Origin of the sequence: Mesorhizobium sp. WSM4898 (assembly GCF_029625845.1) — a bacterium.
In the GTDB taxonomy this organism is placed as follows: domain Bacteria; phylum Pseudomonadota; class Alphaproteobacteria; order Rhizobiales; family Rhizobiaceae; genus Mesorhizobium.
This window is the reverse complement of record NZ_JARTVQ010000002.1, coordinates 351,168-370,901: the sequence shown is the minus strand read 5'-3', so window position 1 is coordinate 370,901 and position 19,734 is coordinate 351,168. Positions and strand designations below refer to the sequence as shown.

17 protein-coding genes and 1 pseudogene are annotated in these 19,734 nt (G+C 63.4%); 14 read left to right on the top strand and 4 right to left on the bottom strand.

Going from position 1 to position 19,734, the window contains the following annotated elements; translation table 11 throughout:
- Positions 1-14: 14 nt before the first annotated feature.
- Together P9228_RS09250 and P9228_RS09245 are read left to right on the top strand one after the other, a co-directional pair.
- Positions 15-179, top strand: a complete 165-nt coding sequence (locus P9228_RS09250) for a DUF2065 family protein (RefSeq protein ID WP_278054038.1) — start codon at positions 15-17, stop codon at positions 177-179.
- 143 nt (positions 180-322) lie between these two features.
- Complete coding sequence (locus P9228_RS09245; protein WP_067323217.1) at positions 323-1,834, top strand: DegQ family serine endoprotease; 1,512 nt, start codon at positions 323-325, stop codon at positions 1,832-1,834.
- Positions 1,835-1,875: 41 nt separating this feature from the next.
- On the opposite strand, the gene P9228_RS09240 is transcribed toward P9228_RS09245, so the two are convergent.
- Entirely contained in the window at positions 1,876-2,448 is a 573-nt protein-coding gene (locus tag P9228_RS09240; protein WP_067323220.1) for a GNAT family N-acetyltransferase, read from the bottom strand.
- Complete coding sequence (gene serB, locus P9228_RS09235; protein ID WP_278053116.1) at positions 2,445-3,332, bottom strand: phosphoserine phosphatase SerB; 888 nt, start codon at positions 3,330-3,332, stop codon at positions 2,445-2,447. The genes P9228_RS09240 and serB overlap by 4 nt, the downstream gene beginning before the upstream one ends.
- Between serB and miaA the strand changes: the two genes are divergently transcribed.
- Together miaA and P9228_RS09225 are read left to right on the top strand one after the other, a co-directional pair.
- Positions 3,322-4,266 carry a tRNA (adenosine(37)-N6)-dimethylallyltransferase MiaA gene (miaA, locus tag P9228_RS09230; RefSeq protein ID WP_067323353.1) on the top strand — a complete coding sequence of 315 codons (945 nt, stop codon included), beginning with the start codon at positions 3,322-3,324 and terminating at the stop codon, positions 4,264-4,266. The genes serB and miaA overlap by 11 nt on opposite strands.
- Positions 4,267-4,388: 122 nt before the next feature.
- A complete protein-coding gene (locus tag P9228_RS09225; protein WP_066990920.1) occupies positions 4,389-5,180 on the top strand; it encodes a GGDEF domain-containing protein in 792 nt (263 codons plus the stop codon).
- A gap of 208 nt (positions 5,181-5,388) precedes the next feature.
- Here P9228_RS09225 and P9228_RS09220 read toward each other — a convergent pair whose 3' ends face one another.
- A complete protein-coding gene (locus tag P9228_RS09220; RefSeq protein WP_278053113.1) occupies positions 5,389-7,218 on the bottom strand; it encodes an ATP-binding protein in 1,830 nt (609 codons plus the stop codon).
- A 152-nt stretch (positions 7,219-7,370) separates the two neighbouring features.
- Between P9228_RS09220 and P9228_RS09215 the strand changes: the two genes are divergently transcribed.
- The 3 genes and pseudogenes from P9228_RS09215 (at position 7,371) to P9228_RS09205 (ending at position 8,823) form a co-directional block, all read left to right on the top strand.
- Positions 7,371-7,937 (top strand): XRE family transcriptional regulator, encoded by a 567-nt coding sequence (locus tag P9228_RS09215; RefSeq protein WP_127242018.1) that lies wholly within the window; start codon positions 7,371-7,373, stop codon positions 7,935-7,937.
- A 4-nt stretch (positions 7,938-7,941) separates the two neighbouring features.
- Positions 7,942-8,246 (top strand): annotated as a pseudogene (locus P9228_RS09210) (hypothetical protein).
- 37 nt (positions 8,247-8,283) lie between these two features.
- Positions 8,284-8,823 carry a GNAT family N-acetyltransferase gene (locus P9228_RS09205; protein WP_127242020.1) on the top strand — a complete coding sequence of 180 codons (540 nt, stop codon included), beginning with the start codon at positions 8,284-8,286 and terminating at the stop codon, positions 8,821-8,823.
- Here the strand turns inward: P9228_RS09205 and P9228_RS09200 are convergent.
- Positions 8,815-9,675 (bottom strand): LysR family transcriptional regulator, encoded by an 861-nt coding sequence (locus P9228_RS09200; RefSeq protein WP_164747284.1) that lies wholly within the window; start codon positions 9,673-9,675, stop codon positions 8,815-8,817. The two genes, P9228_RS09205 and P9228_RS09200, sit on opposite strands and share 9 nt — an antisense overlap.
- A 134-nt stretch (positions 9,676-9,809) precedes the next feature.
- Here P9228_RS09200 and P9228_RS09195 point away from each other — a divergent pair, with 134 nt between their 5' ends.
- From P9228_RS09195 to P9228_RS09165, 7 genes are all read left to right on the top strand, one after another.
- On the top strand, positions 9,810-10,961 hold the full coding sequence (locus tag P9228_RS09195; protein WP_278053111.1) for a gamma-butyrobetaine dioxygenase: 1,152 nt from the start codon (positions 9,810-9,812) through the stop codon (positions 10,959-10,961).
- The gene (locus P9228_RS09190) at positions 10,958-11,548 is read left to right on the top strand and encodes an HD domain-containing protein (protein WP_095783770.1); all 591 of its coding nucleotides are present in this window, start codon (positions 10,958-10,960) and stop codon (positions 11,546-11,548) included. Before P9228_RS09195 ends, P9228_RS09190 begins: the two co-directional genes overlap by 4 nt.
- A 400-nt stretch (positions 11,549-11,948) precedes the next feature.
- On the top strand, positions 11,949-13,730 hold the full coding sequence (locus P9228_RS09185) for an acetolactate synthase 3 large subunit (protein WP_082953814.1): 1,782 nt from the start codon (positions 11,949-11,951) through the stop codon (positions 13,728-13,730).
- A 76-nt stretch (positions 13,731-13,806) separates the two neighbouring features.
- Positions 13,807-14,379: an acetolactate synthase small subunit gene (gene ilvN / locus P9228_RS09180; protein ID WP_040969991.1), complete on the top strand. Its 573-nt coding sequence runs from the start codon at positions 13,807-13,809 to the stop codon at positions 14,377-14,379.
- Between the two features lie 122 nt (positions 14,380-14,501).
- The gene (locus P9228_RS09175) at positions 14,502-15,098 is read left to right on the top strand and encodes a LysE family translocator (RefSeq protein WP_127241707.1); all 597 of its coding nucleotides are present in this window, start codon (positions 14,502-14,504) and stop codon (positions 15,096-15,098) included.
- Positions 15,099-15,290: 192 nt separating this feature from the next.
- On the top strand, positions 15,291-16,562 hold the full coding sequence (locus P9228_RS09170; RefSeq protein ID WP_278053104.1) for an efflux RND transporter periplasmic adaptor subunit: 1,272 nt from the start codon (positions 15,291-15,293) through the stop codon (positions 16,560-16,562).
- Positions 16,559-19,717, top strand: coding sequence for an efflux RND transporter permease subunit (locus P9228_RS09165; RefSeq protein ID WP_067323247.1), 3,159 nt, complete (start codon positions 16,559-16,561; stop codon positions 19,715-19,717). Before P9228_RS09170 ends, P9228_RS09165 begins: the two co-directional genes overlap by 4 nt.
- The last annotated feature ends 17 nt before the right edge of the window (positions 19,718-19,734 follow it).

The window sequence follows — 19,734 nt, the reverse complement described above, 5'->3', positions numbered from 1 at the left end:
GATTCCTCGCGGCCATCGGCCTGGTCCTCGTCATCGAGGGCCTGGTCTATGGCGGGTTTCCGGCTCTGGCCAGGAAACTGGCGGCGGAGGTGCTGTCGTTGCCGGAGAATGTGCTGCGGATCGCCGGATTGGCTGCAATCGCCCTCGGCGTCGCCATCGTCTGGCTGGTTCGCGGCTGATGAAATTCCTTGGTGCCGAGGCGATTGACGATTTATCTTCCGCCGATAGCTATAGCCGCAAACGTGCCTTATTTCTTGCCAACATGAATTGACGGGCGCCTTTGCGGAAGCGCCTTTCTTTTTCAAAACGCCGGGAGGCCACGATGATATCCGACACCCTGTTGCGCGCGGCGCGGCGCAGGTTTTTCGCCGGCGCCACCGCATTCGTCGTCGGCATAGTTGCCGTCCCGTCCTTCGTCACGCCCACGATCGCCTCCGACGCGCCGCCTTCCGTCGCCGACCTCGCCGAACGCCTGCTCGGCGCGGTGGTCAACATCTCGACCTCGCAAACCGTCAAAGGCACGGAAGGCCCCGGTGCGGTGCCGATGCCACAGCTTCCGGAAGGCTCGCCCTTCCAGGACTTTTTCGATGACTTCTTCAAGAACCGCGGCGGCGACAAGGGCGGCGGGCAGAAGGTGCAGTCGCTTGGCTCCGGCTTCGTCATCGATGCCGAGCAGGGCATCGTGGTGACCAACAATCACGTCATCGCCGATGCCGACGACATCGAGGTCAATTTCTCCGACGGCGTGACGCTGAAGGCGACGCTTGTCGGCACTGATACAAAGACCGACGTCGCGTTGCTGAAGGTCGATCCGAAGGGCCACAAATTAACGGCGGTGAAGTTCGGCGATTCCACCAAGATGCGCGTCGGCGACTGGGTGATGGCGATCGGCAATCCGTTCGGTCTTGGCGGCACGGTCACGGTCGGCATCGTCTCGGCGCGCAACCGCGACATCAATTCCGGCCCCTATGACGACTTCATCCAGACCGACGCCGCCATCAATCGCGGCAATTCCGGCGGTCCGCTGTTCAACAGCAGTGGCGAGGTCATCGGCATCAACACGGCGATCATCTCGCCGTCCGGCGGCTCGATCGGCATCGGCTTTTCCATTCCCTCGCAACTCGCCGCGGGCGTCGTAGATCAGCTTCGCCAGTTCGGCGAAACGCGGCGCGGCTGGCTTGGCGTGCGCATCCAGCCGGTAACGGACGACATCGCCGAAAGCCTCGGCATGGCGACGGCCAAGGGCGCGCTGGTGGCCGGCGTCATCAAGGGCGGACCGGTCGACAACGGCACGGTTCAAGCCGGCGACGTCATCATCAAATTCGACGGCAAGGACATCCACGAAATGCGCGACCTGCCGCGCGTCGTCGCCGAAAGCCCGGTCGGCAAGGCCGTCGACGTCGTCATCGTGCGCAAGGGCGTCGAGCAGACAGTGAAGGTGACGCTCGGCCGGCTCGAGGACGGCGAGAAGCTGGCCAGCGGCGAGAACGGCAGTACCGGCGAGGACAAGGGCGACAAGGCGGCTCCTGTGTCGACGGCTTCGGTGCTCGGCATGACCGTTGGCGAGCTCAACGAGCAGACCAGACAGAAGTTCGGCATCGCGGCCGATGTGTCGGGCGTGGTCATCACCGACGTCGCCAAGGATTCGGCCGCCGCCGAACGCGGCATCCAGCCCGGCGAGGTGATCACCGAGATCGCGCAGGAATCGGTCGGCACGCCAAAGGATGTCATGGACCGGATCGGGGCGCTGAAAGAGCAGGGCCGCAAGAACGCGCTGCTGATGCTCGCCTCGAAATCCGGCGAGTTGCGCTTCGTGACGATCCGGATGGACTGATTCCGGAGAGCCCGAACGGGTTGATTTGCAAGAATGGGCGGCTAGCGGGCCGCCCTTTTTCGCGCCTGCCAGTCGTCGCGCGACAGCCGGTACAGCGCATGCCGCTTAAGATGAGGGTGGCTGTCCGGCACGGCGGGATGGTCGAAATCGGCGCCCGGGTCGGCGCGCATGCCGAGCCGCTTCATGACGGCGATCGAACGATGGTTTTCCACGACGGCAAAGGAGACGATTTCGTCCAGCTCCAGCGTTTCGAAACCGAAGGAGAGCCAGGCTTCGGATGCCTCGGTGACATAGCCCTTGCGCCAGTATTCCGGTGCCAGCCGCCAGCCGATCTCGATCGTGCCGGCCGGCAGGGAAGGCACATGATCGGTTTGGAGGAGGCCGACGAAGCCGATGCACTCGCCGGTGGCGGCAATCTCGGCGGCGGCGAAACCGTAGCCATCCTCATCGATCCAGGCGCGGAGCTCGTCCATCTTTGCGTCCGCCGCGGCCCGGTCGCGGCGGAACGGAAAAAATTCCATCACGCGCTCGTCCGAGTTGATGCGATGGAAGAGCGCGCGGTCGCGCTGTTCCCAATTGCGCAGGATGAGGCGCTCGGTGCGGATCGGCTTCATTGCACGAACTCGCCCTGGCGATAGCCCTGGAGGTAAAGCAGCGCGGTCAGATCGCCGTGGTCGATGCGGATCCTTGCCTGCTCAGCCACCGCCGGCTTGGCGTGCAGCGCGACGCCGGTGCCGGCCAGGCGGATCATGTCGAGGTCGTTGGCGCCGTCGCCCACGGCAACGGCATCCTGCGTCGTCACGCCCAGCCTTGCCGCGATGTCGAGCAGCGCCTCGGCCTTGGCGGCGCGGCCGAGGATAGGCTCGGCCACCGTGCCGGTGAATCTGCCACCATCCTCGATCAGCCGGTTGGCGCGGTTCTCCTGGAAGCCCAGCATTGCGGCGATGCGGTTGGTGAAGACGTCGAAGCCGCCTGAGACCAGCGCCGTCCAGGCGCCGTTGGCACGCATGGTCTGCACCAGCGCGCGGCCGCCGGCGGCCAGCGTCAGCCGGTTGGCGATGATGCGGTCGACCACCGCCGTGTCGAGGCCCTTCAGCAAGGCGACGCGTTCGCGCAAGGCCGGCTCGAATGCGATCTCGCCATTCATCGATCGCGCGGTGATCGCAGCGACACGGTCTTTGACGCCGATCTCGTCAGCAAGCTCGTCGATGCATTCCTGATTGATCATGGTCGAATCCATATCGGCAAGCAGGATCCTCTTCCTCCTGCCTTCAGCCGGCTGGACGATGATGTCGACCGGCTCGGAGGCCAATGCCGCGCGCAGATTGGCCGTCAATTCGCCGATGTCGGGAGTCTCCGGCAAAACCAGATCGCAGGCGACATCCTCGGCCAGCCAATGAACGGCGCTTGCGCCTGCCGCTCGCGAGGCGATATTCGCAAGCGGGACCGACACTCGGCGGTCTTTGGGATTGGACACAAGCGTGGCGATCAGAGGCATCGAAAATTCCGGCAGGCAGGCGGGCAAAGGCCGCGTGAAAAACGCCATCCTGATAGCGGGGCCGACCGCCAGCGGCAAGTCGGCGCTGGCGCTGGACATCGCCGAGCGCAAGGGCGGCGTGATCGTCAACACCGATTCCATGCAGGGCTATTCGGTTCTGGACGTGCTGACGGCGCGTCCGAGCGCGGCCGAAACGGCGCGCGTGCCGCATTATCTGTACGGTCACGTGCATCCTTCGACAGCCTACTCGACCGGCGCCTGGCTGCGCGACGTCACCGGGCTGATCGCGGAAGGTATTTTCTCCGGCCGGCCGGCTGTCTTCGTCGGCGGCACCGGGCTCTATTTCCGAGCTTTAGCCGAAGGCATCTCGGACATGCCCGACATTCCGCCTTCGGTGCGTGAGCGCTGGCGCTACGAACTCAAGGAACAAGGGGCAGAACGGCTGCACCGTGTACTGATGCATCAGGATTCGGCTGTCGCCATGCAGCTCCGGCCGACCGATGGCCAGCGCATTGTGCGGGCACTGGAGGTGCTCGACGCGTCGGGACGGTCGATCCTTGAATGGCAAGCGGCACGCGGCCAGCCGCTCATCGACCGCGACAGCGCACGCTTCCTGGTGATCGAGCCGGATCGCGGCGAACTGGTGGCGCGTATCCGGGCGCGTTTCGATCAAATGCTCGACAAGGGCGCGCTCGACGAGGTCAGGCAGTTGATGGCACTCGACCTCGATCCGAACCTGCCGGCGATGAAGGCGATCGGCGTGCGCGAGCTGCAGGCCGCGATGGCCGGACACATGGGCTTTCCCCAAGCGATTGAGCGAGCCAAGATCGCGACGCGCCAATATGCCAAGCGGCAGACGACCTGGTTCAAACACCAACTGGGGCCGGAGTGGCAAAGGTTACGCCCGGGCGAGAAATGGTCAATCGCGGACTGATAGAATGCGATTTGATCAGGGCTTGGAATTGTGAGCGCAGCTTCCCGTCACGGTTGTGCGGGTTAACCGTCCGTAAGGCCTGGCATGCCATAACGGCGACGGTCGCAGTACCGCGGGGCGTTATGCGTTTTCACAAGGCGGAATCGGCGTTTTTCGTCTTTATCTTCGTGATCCTGGCCGCCGGCCTGGTGACCTTTCACGCCTATGGCCAATTGCAGGATATCGCGACCGCTCTCGACACCGCATCGCGTCTCGACAGAATCGCCTATCTCAACAAATTGCTGTTCGTGACCGGTGCGCTGCTGGCTGCTGCCTTGTTCTTTGGAACCTTCTTCATCTACCCGCTGATCCGCGGCCAGGTGAGGGAAGAGGGCAAGTTGCGCGCCATGACGGTGTCGCTGAGCGCCCGTTCGCAAACGCTCGAGCACGCAGCGCTCACCGACGGCCTGACCGGAATGCAGAACCGCCGCTACTTCGATGACGCGTTGCGGGAATATCTCGACGAGTTCGGCCGCATCGACAAGCCGGTGGGCCTGATGATCCTCGATCTCGATCATTTCAAGCAGGTCAACGACACGCATGGCCACGATGTCGGCGACGAGGTTCTGCGGTCCGTCGCGCAGTGCGTACGGGGCATGACCCGCTATCACGATGTGGTGGCGAGGCTGGGCGGCGAGGAGTTCGCCGTGGTCACGCCCAACATGGATGCGGAACTGCTCGCGCGGTTCGCCGAGCGCATCCGCAAGGCGATCGCCAACCTGTCGATCATGTCGGGCAATGTGCGGCTGAAGGTCACCACCAGCGTCGGCCTCGCCGTCTGGGACCGCAAGGAGAGTGCCGAGGACTTCTATCGCCGCGCCGACCGGCAGCTCTACGAGGCGAAGAAGCAGGGCCGCAACCGCGTCTGCGCCTGAAATTCCATGATCAAATTCTTGACGCTGGCCGCCTGGAGCCGTGTTCTGCGCTTCTACCGCGCCGCGCGTCTCCTATGATCCTTTCCGAAAAGCGTTCTCGATTTTCGGGGTCATGCGCGTGCTCACGGACTATATGTCCGCTCCGGTTCTCGAAAGCGACTTCAGTCGACTCAGCCCGGGACTCAGTCGGCGCGAAGATGCAGAACGATTAGTCGTTCTGCTGGCGCATGCCGAAGGTCGAGGGCCTCAGGCCGTAACGCATGTCGAAATCGTCGTCCGGTTGCACGCGCGGCGCCGATGGCTTGCGGTAGTCGGGGTCGCCAGCCTGGCGCCCGGTATCGACGGCTTCGGCGAACGCTATCGACTGCTGCGGTTTCGGCACGTTGCGCAGCCGCTCGACAATTCCGGCGAGATCGACATCGTCGCCGGAATCCGCGGGCAAGGCCTGCTCCCGCCTCGCTGTGCCGGGAATGAATTCCTGGGACAGTTTCTCGAATTTGAGCCGCATGGTCGTCGCCACGCCTTCGCCGAAGGCAATGGCTTCGCGCTGGCCCATGGAGGACAGGAACGCCAGCGTCGAGGCCGAGGAATCGGCGATCGCCGAGCGGATGATCGCCTGGTCCTGCTCGTTGGCGAGCCGCATGGCGAAGAAAGTCGAGCATTGCGACAGGATGGTCGGATCGAGCTCGCCTGGACGCTGGGTCACAACGCCGAGATAGCAGCCATATTTGCGGCCTTCCTTGGCGATGCGCGACAAAGCGTGCCTGGTCGGCGCGAAGCCGAGACGCGGATCGGCAGGCATGTAGCGGTGCGCTTCCTCGCAAAGCAGGAGCAGCCGCAGCCGGCCCTCGCTCCAGAGCGCAAGGTCGAAGGCGAGGCGCGCCAGCACCGAGCAGACCGAATTGACGACTTCGGACGGCATGCCCGCCATCTCGAAGCAGGTCACCGGACGTCCATGGTTCGGTACGCGGAAGATGTTGCCGATCGTCTCGTGGATGGTGTCCTCGATCAGCCGCGAATTGAACATGAAACGGTAGCGCGGGTCGGAAGCGGCCGATTCGATGCGCGTCCTCAACGACTTCAGTGTCGGCCGATCGTTCTTGCTTTCGAGCAGACCCATGCGCTCGTCGATCTGCTTGAGCAGATCGGCGATGCGGTAAGGCACCGGCGTGTCCGCCGTCAGCGCATCGCTGCCGCGCCTGATATACGAGCCGGAGCTCGGGTTGCGATAGAGGTTCTTGGCGGCCGGGATGAGGTCGCGCAGGACGTCGACTTCCTCCGGAACGGTCTCGCGACCGCGAAACAGAACTTCGGCGAATTCTTCCAGTCTGAACATCCAGAACGGCAGGTCGAGCGTCTTGGAATCAACCTTCACGCAGTATTCCGGAAGCGAGGCGGCAAACTCGTTGTGCGGGTCGAGGATCAGCACGCGCAGATCGGGCCGCGCCTCGATCGATTTGCGCAACAGCAGCGAGACAGCCGTGGATTTGCCGACGCCGGTCGTGCCGACAATGGCGAAATGGCGCGCCAGCGTGTCGTCGACAGCGATGTTGGCGTCGATCGCCTCGTCCTGGGACAGCGTGCCGATGGTGATCGAATGGCGGCCGGCGAGATCGTAGACGGCCTGCAGGTCGCGGCTGCGGATACGGTGGGCAACCGCGCCGATATGCGGATAGGTGGTGATGCCGCGGTCGAAGACCGGTTTGGCGCCGGGCTCGGCGCCGTCGCGCACCTCGCCGATCAGTTCGATGCTGACCTCGATTGCGTTCTGGCCCTCATTGCTCCAGGCGCGGTCAGACTTGCCGATCGCATAGACAAGGCCAACGGTTCGCGTCGCGCCAAGGTTGATGGAAATTATCTTGCCGACGGTCCACAGGCCGGTCACCGTGCCTTCGGCATCTTCGGCATAGGCGCTGATGGTAGCGCGCGCACCGTCGCATTGCACGACGTTGCCCAGGATGCGCTTGTCGCTCTGCTGGGCGTCGCGGCGCTCCTGCGAGGTCGGCTCCCCAATGGAGGCTTCGCGTTCAACAAACATCGGTTACCTGTCCCATTCCCCTCGGGGTCAAAGCTATCCCAATCGGGGTTAAAGCCGCGTGAGGTCGGATGGTGTAGGTCCCGTTAAACCACTCGCGAAAATGCGATCGACCAGCCTCTTCCTTCATCCCGGAATTTCGATATATTGGATGAATGACTGATATATCGAACGACATCACATCCACGATCGGCAGGCGGATACGTTCCGAGCGTGATTTGCGGGGATGGTCGCTGGCCGAGTTGGCCGAGCGTTCCGACGTTTCCAAGGCGATGCTGAGCGCCATGGAGCGCGGCCTGACAAGTCCGACCGCGGCGCTCCTCGTGCGCATCGCGTCGGCTTTCGGCATGACGCTCTCGACGCTGATTGCCCGCGCCGAAATGCAGGGCGGCAGTGTGTGCCGCAAGGACGAGCAGCCGGTCTGGCAGGATCCGGCGACCGGCTATGTGCGACGCCATCTGTCGCCGGCAACGCAAATGCCGCTCGAGCTGATCCGGGTCAGCCTGCCGGCAGGCGCCAAGGTCGAATTCCCGGCAGCGTCCTATGCCTTCATCAAGCAGCAGATCTGGCTGATCGGCGGCCGCCTGGACTTCACCGAAGGCAATGTCGTGCACAGGCTGGAGTCGGGCGACTGCCTGGCGCTCGGAGCCCCGTCGGACTGCACCTTCCACGCTCCGGGACCGGAAGCCGCCGAGTATCTGGTGGCGCTGGTCCGGGGCTGATCGCATGGCACGCCGGCCTGAACGGTCCCACAATGGCGGGCCGCCTCTCGACGACTACGAAGGTCCGCCCTGGGGTAAGGGCGACGCCTACATCTTCACTGGCGCGCCGCCCACGACAAAGCCTGGAAGGCGCCGAGCCACGCCGTCATGCTGATGCGGCTGGAAAAGGTCGAGCGGCTTGGGCTCACCTATGAGGAATACACGCTCGAGATCCTGGAGCGCGGGCGGCACCTCAGCGAGGACGATGCCGAGCGTATTGCGGAAATCCGAAGGGCGCGCCGCCGAAGACGTAGCAGTCATTTCGCATGAGCGTGGCCCGACACCTCATCACCTGGAGACCACCGACATGAACCCCCTTGAAATCAGGGCGTTGAACGACGACGCAAAAACCAGCGGGATGCTCGCCGACTTGCTGATCGAGACAGTCGCCGCCGGCGGATCGGTAAGCTTCATGCATCCCTTGTCTCCCGACGCGGCCCATGAGTTCTGGCGCAAATCGCTCGCTGCCGCGGCGCGCGGGGAACGGGCGCTGCTGGGCGCATGGGATGGCGAGACGCTTGTCGGCACCGTCACACTGCTTCTCGACTGCCCGCCCAACCAACCGCACCGCGCCGAGATCGCCAAGCTGATGACCCGCCTCGACTATCGCGGCAAAGGTATTGCCAGCGGCCTGATGCGGGCCGCTGAGGAACTGGCGGTCAAGAAAGGGCGCACCCTGCTGGTGTTGGACACAGCAAGCGAACAGGGGGCCGGCGGCCTTTACGAAAAACTCGGCTTCTCGCTGACCGGCGAGATTCCGGACTATGCGTTGAAACCCCATGGTGGGCTCACCGGCACGCTCATCTATTGGAAGCGGATAGGGGAGCCGGCCCGAGCGCTATCCTGAAATGCTGGCGAGACGCGACAAAAGCCAGCGGCGAAAATCCTGTTCGGCGCCGGACAGCCGCGATGACGATGGCCATGTCAGGAAGTGACCCGATGGGCTCGAGAGCTCGAAATCGGAAAGCCTGACAAGGAGATTGTCCTTAAGCGCGGCGTCGATGAGCGGCCGCGAGCCCAGCAGCGCTCCGGCGCCGGACTTCGCCGCCTCCATCGCGGCGACAAAACTGTCGAAGCGATGCGAGCGTTGGGAGTGTCCGGCAAGGCCGGAGGCTGCGAACCATTCCGCCCACATCTCGCGCGCACCCGCCACCAAAAGCAGCGGCAGGGATGTCCATTCGGCATTTCCGGCCAAGGTCGGCGCCGCGACCGGAACGAGCCGCTCGACCGTCAGCCGGTCGGCGTCGCGCCCGGAAAACGAACCGTTGCCGAAGCGGATGTCGAGCGTCGAGCCCGCCTCGTCGTAGTCCGTCGGCCGATGGATGGTCACCAGATCGAGCCTGATCCACGGCAGCGCCTTTGCGAGATCAGGAAGAGCCGGGACCAGCACCAGCAGCGCGAAAGAAATCGGAACGCGAAGGGTGACGGTCTGCAAAACGCGTGGCTCGAACAACTCGTTCGTGCTGCTGCCGATGATCGCGAACGCCGACTGGATGTGGGGAAGATAGGCGGCGCCCTGCGGCGACAACGCCACGCCGCGTGCCAGCCGCGCGAACAGTCGCGTCTTGAGACGCTCTTCCAGAAAGCGGATGTGCTGGCTGACGGCGGCTTGCGTGAGCCCGAGCTCGGCGGCAGCGGCGGTGAAATTCGACAGGCGCGCAGCCGCTTCGAAACTGCGTAGCCAGTCGAGCGGAGGCATGGGATCGGCAGCTTTTCCAGTCATTAGGTTTTTGGCAGCATTGGCTGAAAAACAATAACTTGATTTATGCCTTCGGCAAAGACAGCATGCAATCGGTACCGCGGCGACGGCCCGAAGACGGGAGTTTCAGAAACGTGCTGACGAGAGCAACCCTTGTCGACGAAGGACGGACGATCGCGCTTGGCTGGGACGACGGAACACGCAGCCGATTCCATGCCATGTGGCTGCGCGACAACGCACTGGACGACAGGACGCGCAGCGCCGGCAACGGCCAGCGGCTGATCACCATCCTGGACATTCCGGCCGAGACACGGATCGGAGAGGCCTCGATCAAGGGCGAGGCGCTGGTGGTCACGTTCGTGCCTGAAGACAAGACCGTCAGCTTTCCCGCAAGCTGGCTTCGCGCCCATACTTACGACCGCGAAGAAAATCGGCAGCCCGGCTGGACCGGCAGGGACATTCGGCGGTGGACCAAGGCCACGATGCAGAGTTCGGTGCCGCGCACGGCCTATAGTGAGGCGCGGCACGACAGGAATGTTCTGCGGCAATGGCTGACGGCGGTGCGGAGCTTTGGCTTTGCCGTCATGGACGGTCTGCCGGCCGAATCCGGGGCACTATGCAATGTGGCCGATCTCTTCGGATATATCAGGGAGACCAATTACGGGCGCTGGTTCGAGGTGCGCGCCGAGGTCAATCCGAACAATCTTGCCTACACCAACCTTGGCCTGCAGGCGCATACCGACAATCCCTACCGCGACCCGGTGCCGACGCTGCAGATCCTGGCCTGCATCGAGAATACGGTGGAAGGCGGCGAATCCAGCGTCGTCGACGGATTCGCGGTGGCGGCCGCGCTGCAGGCGGAGAATTCGAACGGCTTCCGGTTGCTTTCCTCCTATCCGGCGCGCTTCGAATATGCCGGCTCATCGGGCGTGCGGCTGCAGTCCAAGCGCCCGATGATCGAGCTCGGACCGGATGGCGAGCTCATCTGCGTGCGCTTCAACAACCGCTCGCTGGCGCCGACCATCGACGTGCCGTTCGCCGAAATGAACGCATATTACGCCACCTATCGCCGGTTCGCCGAACTGATCGAGGATCCGGCCTTCGAGGTGACCTTCAAGCTCGAGGCGGGCCAGTCGTTCATCGTCGACAACACGCGCGTCATGCATGCGCGCAAGGCCTTTTCCGGCAGCGGCACGCGCTGGCTGCAGGGCTGCTACGCCGACAAGGACGGCCTGCTGTCCACGCTGGCGGCAATCGAACACGATGTCAGAGAGGCGGCCGAATGAAATCGAATGAACTGAACACCGGCAACATCGTCGAGTTCATCGCCGACATTTTCGAGCGTCGCGGCGCGGAATCCTATCTCGGCGAGCCGGTCACCATGTCCGAGCATATGCTGCAGGGCGCGTGGCTAGCCGAGCAGGATGGCGCGCCGGAGGAGCTTGTGGCTGCGGCGCTGCTGCACGACATCGGCCACTACACCAGCGAGTTCGGCACCTATTCGCCCGACGACGTCGAGGACAAGCACCACGACGAGGCGGGTGGCGAGGTGCTGGCGCCGTTCTTTCCGCCGGTCATCGTCGAATGCGTCAGGCTGCATGTTGCGGCCAAGCGTTATCTCTGCGCCACCGATCCCTCCTACTTCGGCAAGCTGTCGCCGGCCTCGGTCCATACGCTGTCGCTGCAGGGCGGGCCGATGAGCGCGGAGGAGGTGGCGGAGTTCCGCAGCAATCCATTCCATCAGGAAGCCGTGCGTGTGCGCATCTGGGACGAGGGTGGCAAGGTCGCCAACATGAAGACGCGCGCCTTTCGCGACTACGTGCCGCTGCTGGAGCGGGTGGTGAAAAAGTTCGCGACCCAAAGCGCGACGTGATCACCGGCGCCGCCCCACCCGGCACACTTGCCGACAATAGTGCGCCGCCGAAGACTAGAGACGTTTTCTCGGCAACATCATGCGTCTCGACATACCCGGCAAAATGCGTTGGCGGTAACCAGGCAAGGGGTGTGGTGCTGGCGGCCTGAACAATCCGCGCCGCTGAACAATGGGACCGACAGATTGCCCGTTGACAGCGGCGCGGAACCGACCTTATTGTCCGCGCCCATGAAAACAGCACTCATTCTCGTAGGCTGGCGCGTGGGCAAGGCGGTGTAACCGCCGGGCGAAAACCTCCCATGCGCATCCCACAGGCTCCCTCGGGGGCCTTTTTTATTGCCCAAAACCCAACTAAACGACCAGCAAATCGCCAGATGGCGAACAGTACGGGACCAGACCGATGAGCAACGGACATAACGAGCGGCGCGAAATGACGGGCGCCGAAATGGTGGTGCAGGCGCTGAAGGACAACGGCGTCAAGCATGTCTTCGGCTATCCGGGCGGCGCGGTCCTTCCGATCTATGACGAGATCTTCCAGCAGGATGAGGTCGAGCACATTCTGGTCAGGCACGAGCAGGGTGCCGGCCATGCCGCCGAAGGTTATGCGCGTTCGACCGGCAAGGCCGGCGTGCTGCTGGTCACGTCCGGCCCCGGGGCCACCAATGCGGTGACGCCGCTGCAGGACGCGCTGATGGATTCCATTCCGCTGGTCTGTCTCACCGGTCAGGTGCCGACTTCGCTGATCGGCTCCGACGCCTTCCAGGAATGCGACACCGTCGGCATCACGCGCCCCTGCACCAAGCACAATTGGCTGGTGAAAGACGTCAACGAGCTCGCCGCCACCATCCATGAAGCCTTCCATGTCGCGACCACCGGGCGGCCGGGCCCGGTCGTGGTCGACATTCCGAAGGATGTGCAGTTCGCCAAGGGCATCTACGTGCCGCCGCAAACGGCGCCGCGCACCAGCTATCAGCCGAAGGTCCAGGGCGATCTGGAGAAGGTGAAGGCCGCCGTCGAATTGATGGCCGGCGCGAAGAGGCCGATCATCTACAGCGGCGGCGGCGTCATCAATTCAGGTCCGGAAGCCAGCCATCTGCTGCGCGAGCTGGTCGACCTCACCGGCTTCCCGATCACCTCGACGCTGATGGGCCTCGGTGCCTATCCGGCTTCGGGCAAGAACTGGATCGGCATGCTCGGCATGCATGGCACCTACGAAGCCAACATGGCCATGCATGATTGCGACGTGATGATATGCATCGGCGCGCGCTTCGACGACCGCATCACCGGCCGGCTGACCGCGTTCTCGCCGAACTCGAAGAAGATCCATATCGACATCGATCCGTCCTCGATCAACAAGAATGTCCATGCCGACGTGCCGATCCTGGGCGATGTCGGCCGCGTGCTGGAGGATCTGGTGCGGCTGTGGCGGGCGACTGCCAAGGCCGACAAGAAGGCGCTCTATCCATGGTGGGAGCAGATCGCGAAATGGCGCGCGCGGGACTCGCTCGCCTATAGGATGAACAACGACGTGATCATGCCGCAATACGCGATCCAGCGGCTCTATGCGCTGACCAAGGATATGGACACCTACATCACCACCGAAGTCGGCCAGCACCAGATGTGGGCGGCGCAGCACTATCACTTCGACAAGCCTAACCGCTGGATGACCTCGGGCGGCCTGGGCACGATGGGATATGGCCTGCCGGCGGCGCTCGGCGTGCAGATCGCACATCCGAATGCGCTGGTCATCGACATCGCCGGCGACGCTTCGGTGCAAATGACGATGCAGGAGATGAGCTCGGCCGTGCAGTACGAAGCGCCGATCAAGATCTTCATCCTGAACAACCAGTATATGGGCATGGTGCGCCAGTGGCAGCAGCTGCTGCACGGCAACCGGCTGTCGCATTCCTACACCGAGGCGATGCCGGATTTCGTCAAGCTGGCGGACGCCTATGGCGGCCATGGCATACGCTGCGACAAGCCGGACGAGCTGGACGACGCGATCCGCGAGATGATCTCGGTGAAGAAGCCGGTGCTGTTCGACTGCCGCGTGGCGACTCTCGCCAACTGCTTCCCGATGATCCCGTCCGGCAAGGCGCATAACGAGATGCTCCTGCCTGACGAGGCGACCGACGAGGCGGTGGCCAACGCTATCGACGCCAAGGGCAGGGAACTGGTGTAGCGGCAGGCAGCGTCTGCGGCGGAAGCCGTGTGGAAACAGATAATTAGCGCCAAAGTTTGAAATCGAGATTCACGTCATGAACGCACAGCTCCAGCCGACCGGCTCCGCCTACTTCATCGCCAAGGAAACCGAAAAGCCGGAAACGCACACGCTTTCCGTGCTGGTCGACAACGAACCGGGCGTGCTTGCCCGCGTCATCGGCTTGTTCTCGGGGCGCGGTTATAACATCGAAAGCCTCACGGTGTCCGAGACCGAGCACGAGAAGCATTTGTCGCGCATCACCATCGTGACGCGCGGCACGCCGCATGTGCTGGAGCAGATCAAGCACCAGCTCGAGCGGATCGTGCCGGTGCACCGCGTGGTCGATCTCACCGTGCGCTCGCACGAACTCGGCCAGGAGCGGCCGCTGGAGCGCGAGCTTGCCCTCGTCAAGGTCGCCGGCGCCGGCGACGCCCGCGTCGAGGCGCTGCGGCTGGCCGATGCCTTCCGCGCGTCGGTCATCGACGCCAACACCGAGCATTTCATCTTCGAGATCACCGGCAAGGGTTCCAAGCTCGACCAGTTCATTGCCATCATGAAGCCGCTCGGCCTGGTCGAGATCTGCCGCACCGGTGTCGCAGCCATGAACCGCGGCCCGCAGGGCATGTAGGCGCGCCACCCACCGCTCCGGCTGCTTCAAATTCTCCTCGCTGGTCCGGCGGTCGCCCGTCCGTGGCTTTTGCGCGCCTGCCGAAAAAGGACAATATAGCTGACCTATCCGGGGAGGATATGATGTCCGTCAACGCGTTCCTTGCACTCCTGGTCTATGCCTTCGTGACGTCGATCACGCCGGGGCCGAACAATCTCATGCTGCTGGCCTCCGGCGTCAATTTCGGCATAGTCAGAACGGTTCCGCATATGCTGGGCATCAGCATCGGTTTTCTGGTTCTGCTGCTGGCCGTCGGCTTCGGACTCGGCGCGGTGCTGACAGCGTTTCCGGCGCTGCATGCTGCGCTGAAAATCGCCGGCGCAGCCTATCTGCTCTATCTCGCCTGGAAGATCGCCATGTCGCGCTCGATGGGTGGCAAGGACGGGGCGAAGGCGCGTCCGATGCGCTTCATCGATGCCGCCGCGTTCCAATGGGTCAACCCGAAGGCGTGGGTGATGGCGATCACTGCCATGGCCGTCTACACCAATCCGGATCATCCGTTCGTCTCGGTGGCGCTGATTTCGATCGCCTTCACCATCGTCAACCTGCCCAGCGTTTCGGTGTGGGCCGGGTTCGGCACCGCGCTGCGCGGCTTCCTTTCGGATCCCGTGCGGCTGAAATGGTTCAACATAGGAATGGGTCTGCTGCTCGCAGCGACGCTCTGGCCGATGCTGCGTTAAGGGAGCGCCACGGCACGTTAGCCGGCTGCACAACAATTGTGCAGTGCATATTAAATCTTCGTAATCCCGCGTTTTGGCCCTTTTCCGCCAAAGCCTTGTCCTATCTATTCGGCGAAATTCGCGGCAACGGCCGTGAAATGAGCTGAGAATAGACCACCGGTTTCGGCGTGTCGGATAGAGGGCCAGTTGTCGATGCGCGGAAAAATCGCCTTTACAGTCGTCGCTCTGGCCTGCCTTGCAGGTGTCGGCCTTTATCTGTCGCCCGCCGCGATGGGCAGGGTGCAGCAGCTGATCTCCGGCCAGCAGGCCGACACAGCCGGCGCCGACACGACCAAGGCATCGGGCAGCCAGAAGGGCGGCGCTGGCGGCGCGCGTTCCGCCTCGATCGTTTCGGCAACTGCGACGACCGCCGATTTTCCGATCCGTCGCTACGCCATCGGCTTCGTCTCCTCACCGTCGGTGGTCAGCGTGAATGCCCGTGTCTCCAGCCAGATCGTGTCGATCGCGGTGAAGGACGGGCAAATGGTGAGGGCCGGCGACCTTCTCTTCTCGCTCGATGACCGCGCACTGAAGGCGCAGCTTGCCAAGGATCAGGCGACGCTCGTCAAGGACCAGGCCCTGCTGGTGAGCGCCACGGCGGATCTTCAGCGCGCCAAGGACCTTGTCGCCAAGCAGGCTGGCACGCAGCAGACTTACGACCAGGCACTGGCGGCGCAGAAGGCCGCGGCCGCCACCATCGATGCCGACAAGGCGACGATCGACGCGGATACGGTCCAGTTAAGCTACGCGACCATCAGCGCGCCCATCTCAGGCAGGCTGGGAGCGGTCAACGTCTCGGTCGGGGATCTCGTCACCACCAGCAACGGCTCAAGCACCACGACGCCGCTTGTGACCATCACACAGATGGACCCGCTGCAGGTGAATTTCACTCTGCCGGAAAGCAACCTTGCTTTATTGCACAAAGCGTTGGCGAGCCCACAGCAAGGCGACGTGACGCTGACCAAGGACGGCGATCCGACGCCGATCGGCAAGGGCACGCTCGATTTCGTCGATTCCAGCGTCGACACCGCCTCCGGCACCATCGCCACGCGGGCGAGCATACCGAACTTCGATCTTTCGCTTTGGCCGGGGCAGTATGTGAACGTCATCCTTGATGCCGGCACGATGCCGCAAATGACCTCGGTTCCGACGGTCGCGGTGCAGCCGAGCCAGAAAGGTCCCTTCGTCTATGTGGTCAAGCCGGACAACACGGTCGAGATGCGGCCGGTGCAGGTGGCGCTGACGGAGGGCGATAACAGCGCCATCAGCCAAGGCCTCAAGGGCGGCGAGAAAGTGGTGGTCGAAGGCCAGACAAGGCTAAAGGACGGCGCGACGGTGCACGAAGGCAAGACAGCGAGCAACAGTGGCGATCAAAATTCGCCTAAGGTCGCACAAGCCGACAAGGCCGGCGAGGCCCGCCCATGATTTCCGAATTCTGCATACGAAAGCCCGTCGCCACGTTGCTGATGTCGTTCGCCCTCGTGCTGGGCGGACTGTTCGCTTACAAGTTCCTGCCGGTTGCCGCGCTGCCCAGCGCGGAGTTCCCGGTGGTGAATGTCTCGGCCCAACTGGCCGGCGCTTCGCCGGAGACCATGGCGACCTCGGTCGCGACGCCGCTGATCAAGCAGTTCGCAACCATTGCCGGCATCGATTCGATTTCGACCACCAACTCGCTGGGCCAGACCTCGATCGCCATCCAGTTCGTGCTCAACCGCGACATCGACGCGGCTGCCGCGGACGTTCAGGCAGCCATTGCGCGCACGCAAAAATCGCTGCCGCCGCAAATGACGGCGCCGCCAAGCTATCGCAAGGTCAATCCGGCCGATGCGCCGATTCTCCTGATGTCGCTGGTCAGCGACACCGTTCCACTCACCGATCTCGACGCCTTCGCCGAAAACGTCATCTCGCCCTCGCTATCGACCATCGATGGCGTTGCGCAGGTTTCGATCTACGGACAGCAAAAATATGCGGTGCGCATCCAGATCGATCCGACCGCGCTCGCCGCGCGCGGCATCTCGATCGACCAGTTGCAGACGGCCGTGGCCTCGGCCAACAGCAACACCCCGCTCGGCGTGCTGCAGAACGACAAGCAGCAGCTGACGATCACGGCCAACACTCAGTTGATGAACGCCGCCGATTTTTCAAACATTATCATCGCCACCAAGAACGGCCATCCGGTGCGGCTGGGCGAGGTCACGCGCGTCATCGACTCGGTCGAAACCACGACGACGGCGAGTTGGTATGACGGCACGCGCGCCATTATCATGGCCGTGCAGCGTCAGCCCGACGCCAATACGGTCGACGTCGTCGACAAGGTCAAGGCGATGCTGCCGTCCTTCCAGGACCAGATGCCGGCTGCCGCGAGCATCAAACTGCTCAACGACCGATCCACCTCGATCCGCCAGGCCGTCGACGACGTGCAGTTCACGCTGCTCCTGACCATCGCGTTGGTGGTGATGGTGATCTTCGTGTTCCTGCGCCGCGTCACGGCAACGATCATCCCGGCGGTGGCCGTGCCGATTTCGCTGATCGCCACACTCGGCGCGATGTTCCTGTTCGGCTTCTCGATCGACAACATATCTCTGATGGGCCTGACGCTGGCCGTCGGCCTCGTCGTCGACGACGCGATCGTCATGCTCGAAAACATCTTCCGCCACATGGAGGAGGACGGGCTGTCGGCTTTCGACGCCGCGCTCAAGGGCGCGCGTGAGATCGGCTTCACCATCATATCGATTTCGATTTCGCTGGTGGCGGTGTTCATCCCCGTGCTTCTGATGGGCGGCGTCATCGGCCGTATCTTCAACGAATTCGCCGTCGTGGTAACGGTCGCCATCCTGGCGTCGATGTTCGTGTCGCTGACCCTGACCCCGATGCTGTGCTCGCGGCTTTTGTCGGTGACCAAGGCCGATCGCGAGGCGCATGCCGACGGTCACAGACATGATCTCATCACGCGTGGCTATGACTGGATCCTGAGCTTCTGCCTGCGCCACACCTTCCTGGTGTTCCTGGTCTTCGTCGGCACCGCGGCGGCCTCCGTTTGGCTGATCCAGGTTTCGCCGAAGGGCTTCTTCCCGCAAGAAGACATAGGCCAGATCTCGGTAACCACCATCGCCCGCCAGGACATCTCCTTCGACGCGATGACGAAGCTGCAGAGCCAGGTCGCCGACGTCTTCTCGCATTCGCCTTACGTCGATCACGTCGCCTGGTCGGTGGGCAGCGGCAATAATGCGCTCAATCAGGGACAGTTGTTCGTGCAACTGAAGGACAAGGACAAGCGTCCCGACATAGAGAAGGTGCTTTCCGATTTGAGGCGGCAGCTGTCCGGCGTCGCCGGCATCGAAACCTATATGCAACCGGTGCAGAACCTCAGGCTCGGCTCGCGGTCCTCGGCCAGCGCCTATCAGTTGGTCGTCCAAGGCCTCGATAACGGCGCGACGGACGCCTGGGCGCAGAAATTGAACGACGCCATGGCCGCCGATCATAAATTCTTCACCGACGTCACAAGTGATTTGCAGAACAACGCGCTGCAGGCGTCGCTGGTCGTCGATCGCGACAAGGCCGCTCAGCTCGGTATCGACACGGACACGCTGCGCTCCGCCCTCTATGGCGGCTTCGGCACCGATCAGGTCTCAACCATTTTCGGTTCGGCCGACAGTTACGAGGTCATCACCGAGCTCGATCCGAAGATCGAGTGGTCGCCGGAGCGCATGCTGGCCATTCAGGTGAGAACGGCGAGCGGCAGCCTCGTTCCTCTCGGTGCCTTCGCCCGGGTCGATCGCACGGCCGGCGCCTTGACGGTCAACCAGCTTGGCCAGCTGCCGGCGGTGACGATCTCCTACAACCTGCCGCAGGGTGTCTCGCTCGGCGACACGGTGACCCGCATCAACCAGCTCAAGGACCAGATCGGCATGCCGCAGGCAATCGGCACCACCTTCGCCGGCACGGCCAAGACGTTCCAGGATTCGCTTGCCAACCAGGGGCTGCTGATCGGGGGCGCGATCCTCACGATCTACATCGTGCTCGGCATGCTCTACGAGAGCTTCATTCATCCGCTGACCATTCTGACGGGCCTGCCATCGGCGGTACTGGGCGCGGTGGTTGCATTGCGGCTCTTCGGCATGGACCTGTCGGTCATAGCCGTGATCGGCATCCTGATGCTGATCGGCATCGTCAAGAAAAACGGCATCATGATGATCGACGTGGCGCTGGAGTTGAGGCGCGAGGGCATGTCTGCGCTGGACTCCATCCACAAGGCCTGCCTGATGCGTTTCCGGCCGATCATGATGACGACGCTGGCGGCCTTGATGGGCACGTTCCCGATCGCGCTCGGCACCGGCGCCAGCGCCGAGCTGCGCCAGCCGCTCGGCGTTGCCGTGGTCGGCGGCCTGCTCGCATCCCAGGCGCTGACCCTGTTCGTCACGCCGGTCATCTATGTCTATTTCGAGCATTTCTCCGGCTGGCTACTCAGCTTCTCCTCGAAGAAGAGCCGGCCGGCGTTGCATGCGGTCGAGCCGGTCGAGCAGCCCTCGCTCTTTGACCCCGGAGAAAATGCCGAACCGAGAAAGTTGGCCGCCGAATAGGCGGCCCGGCTCTGGCC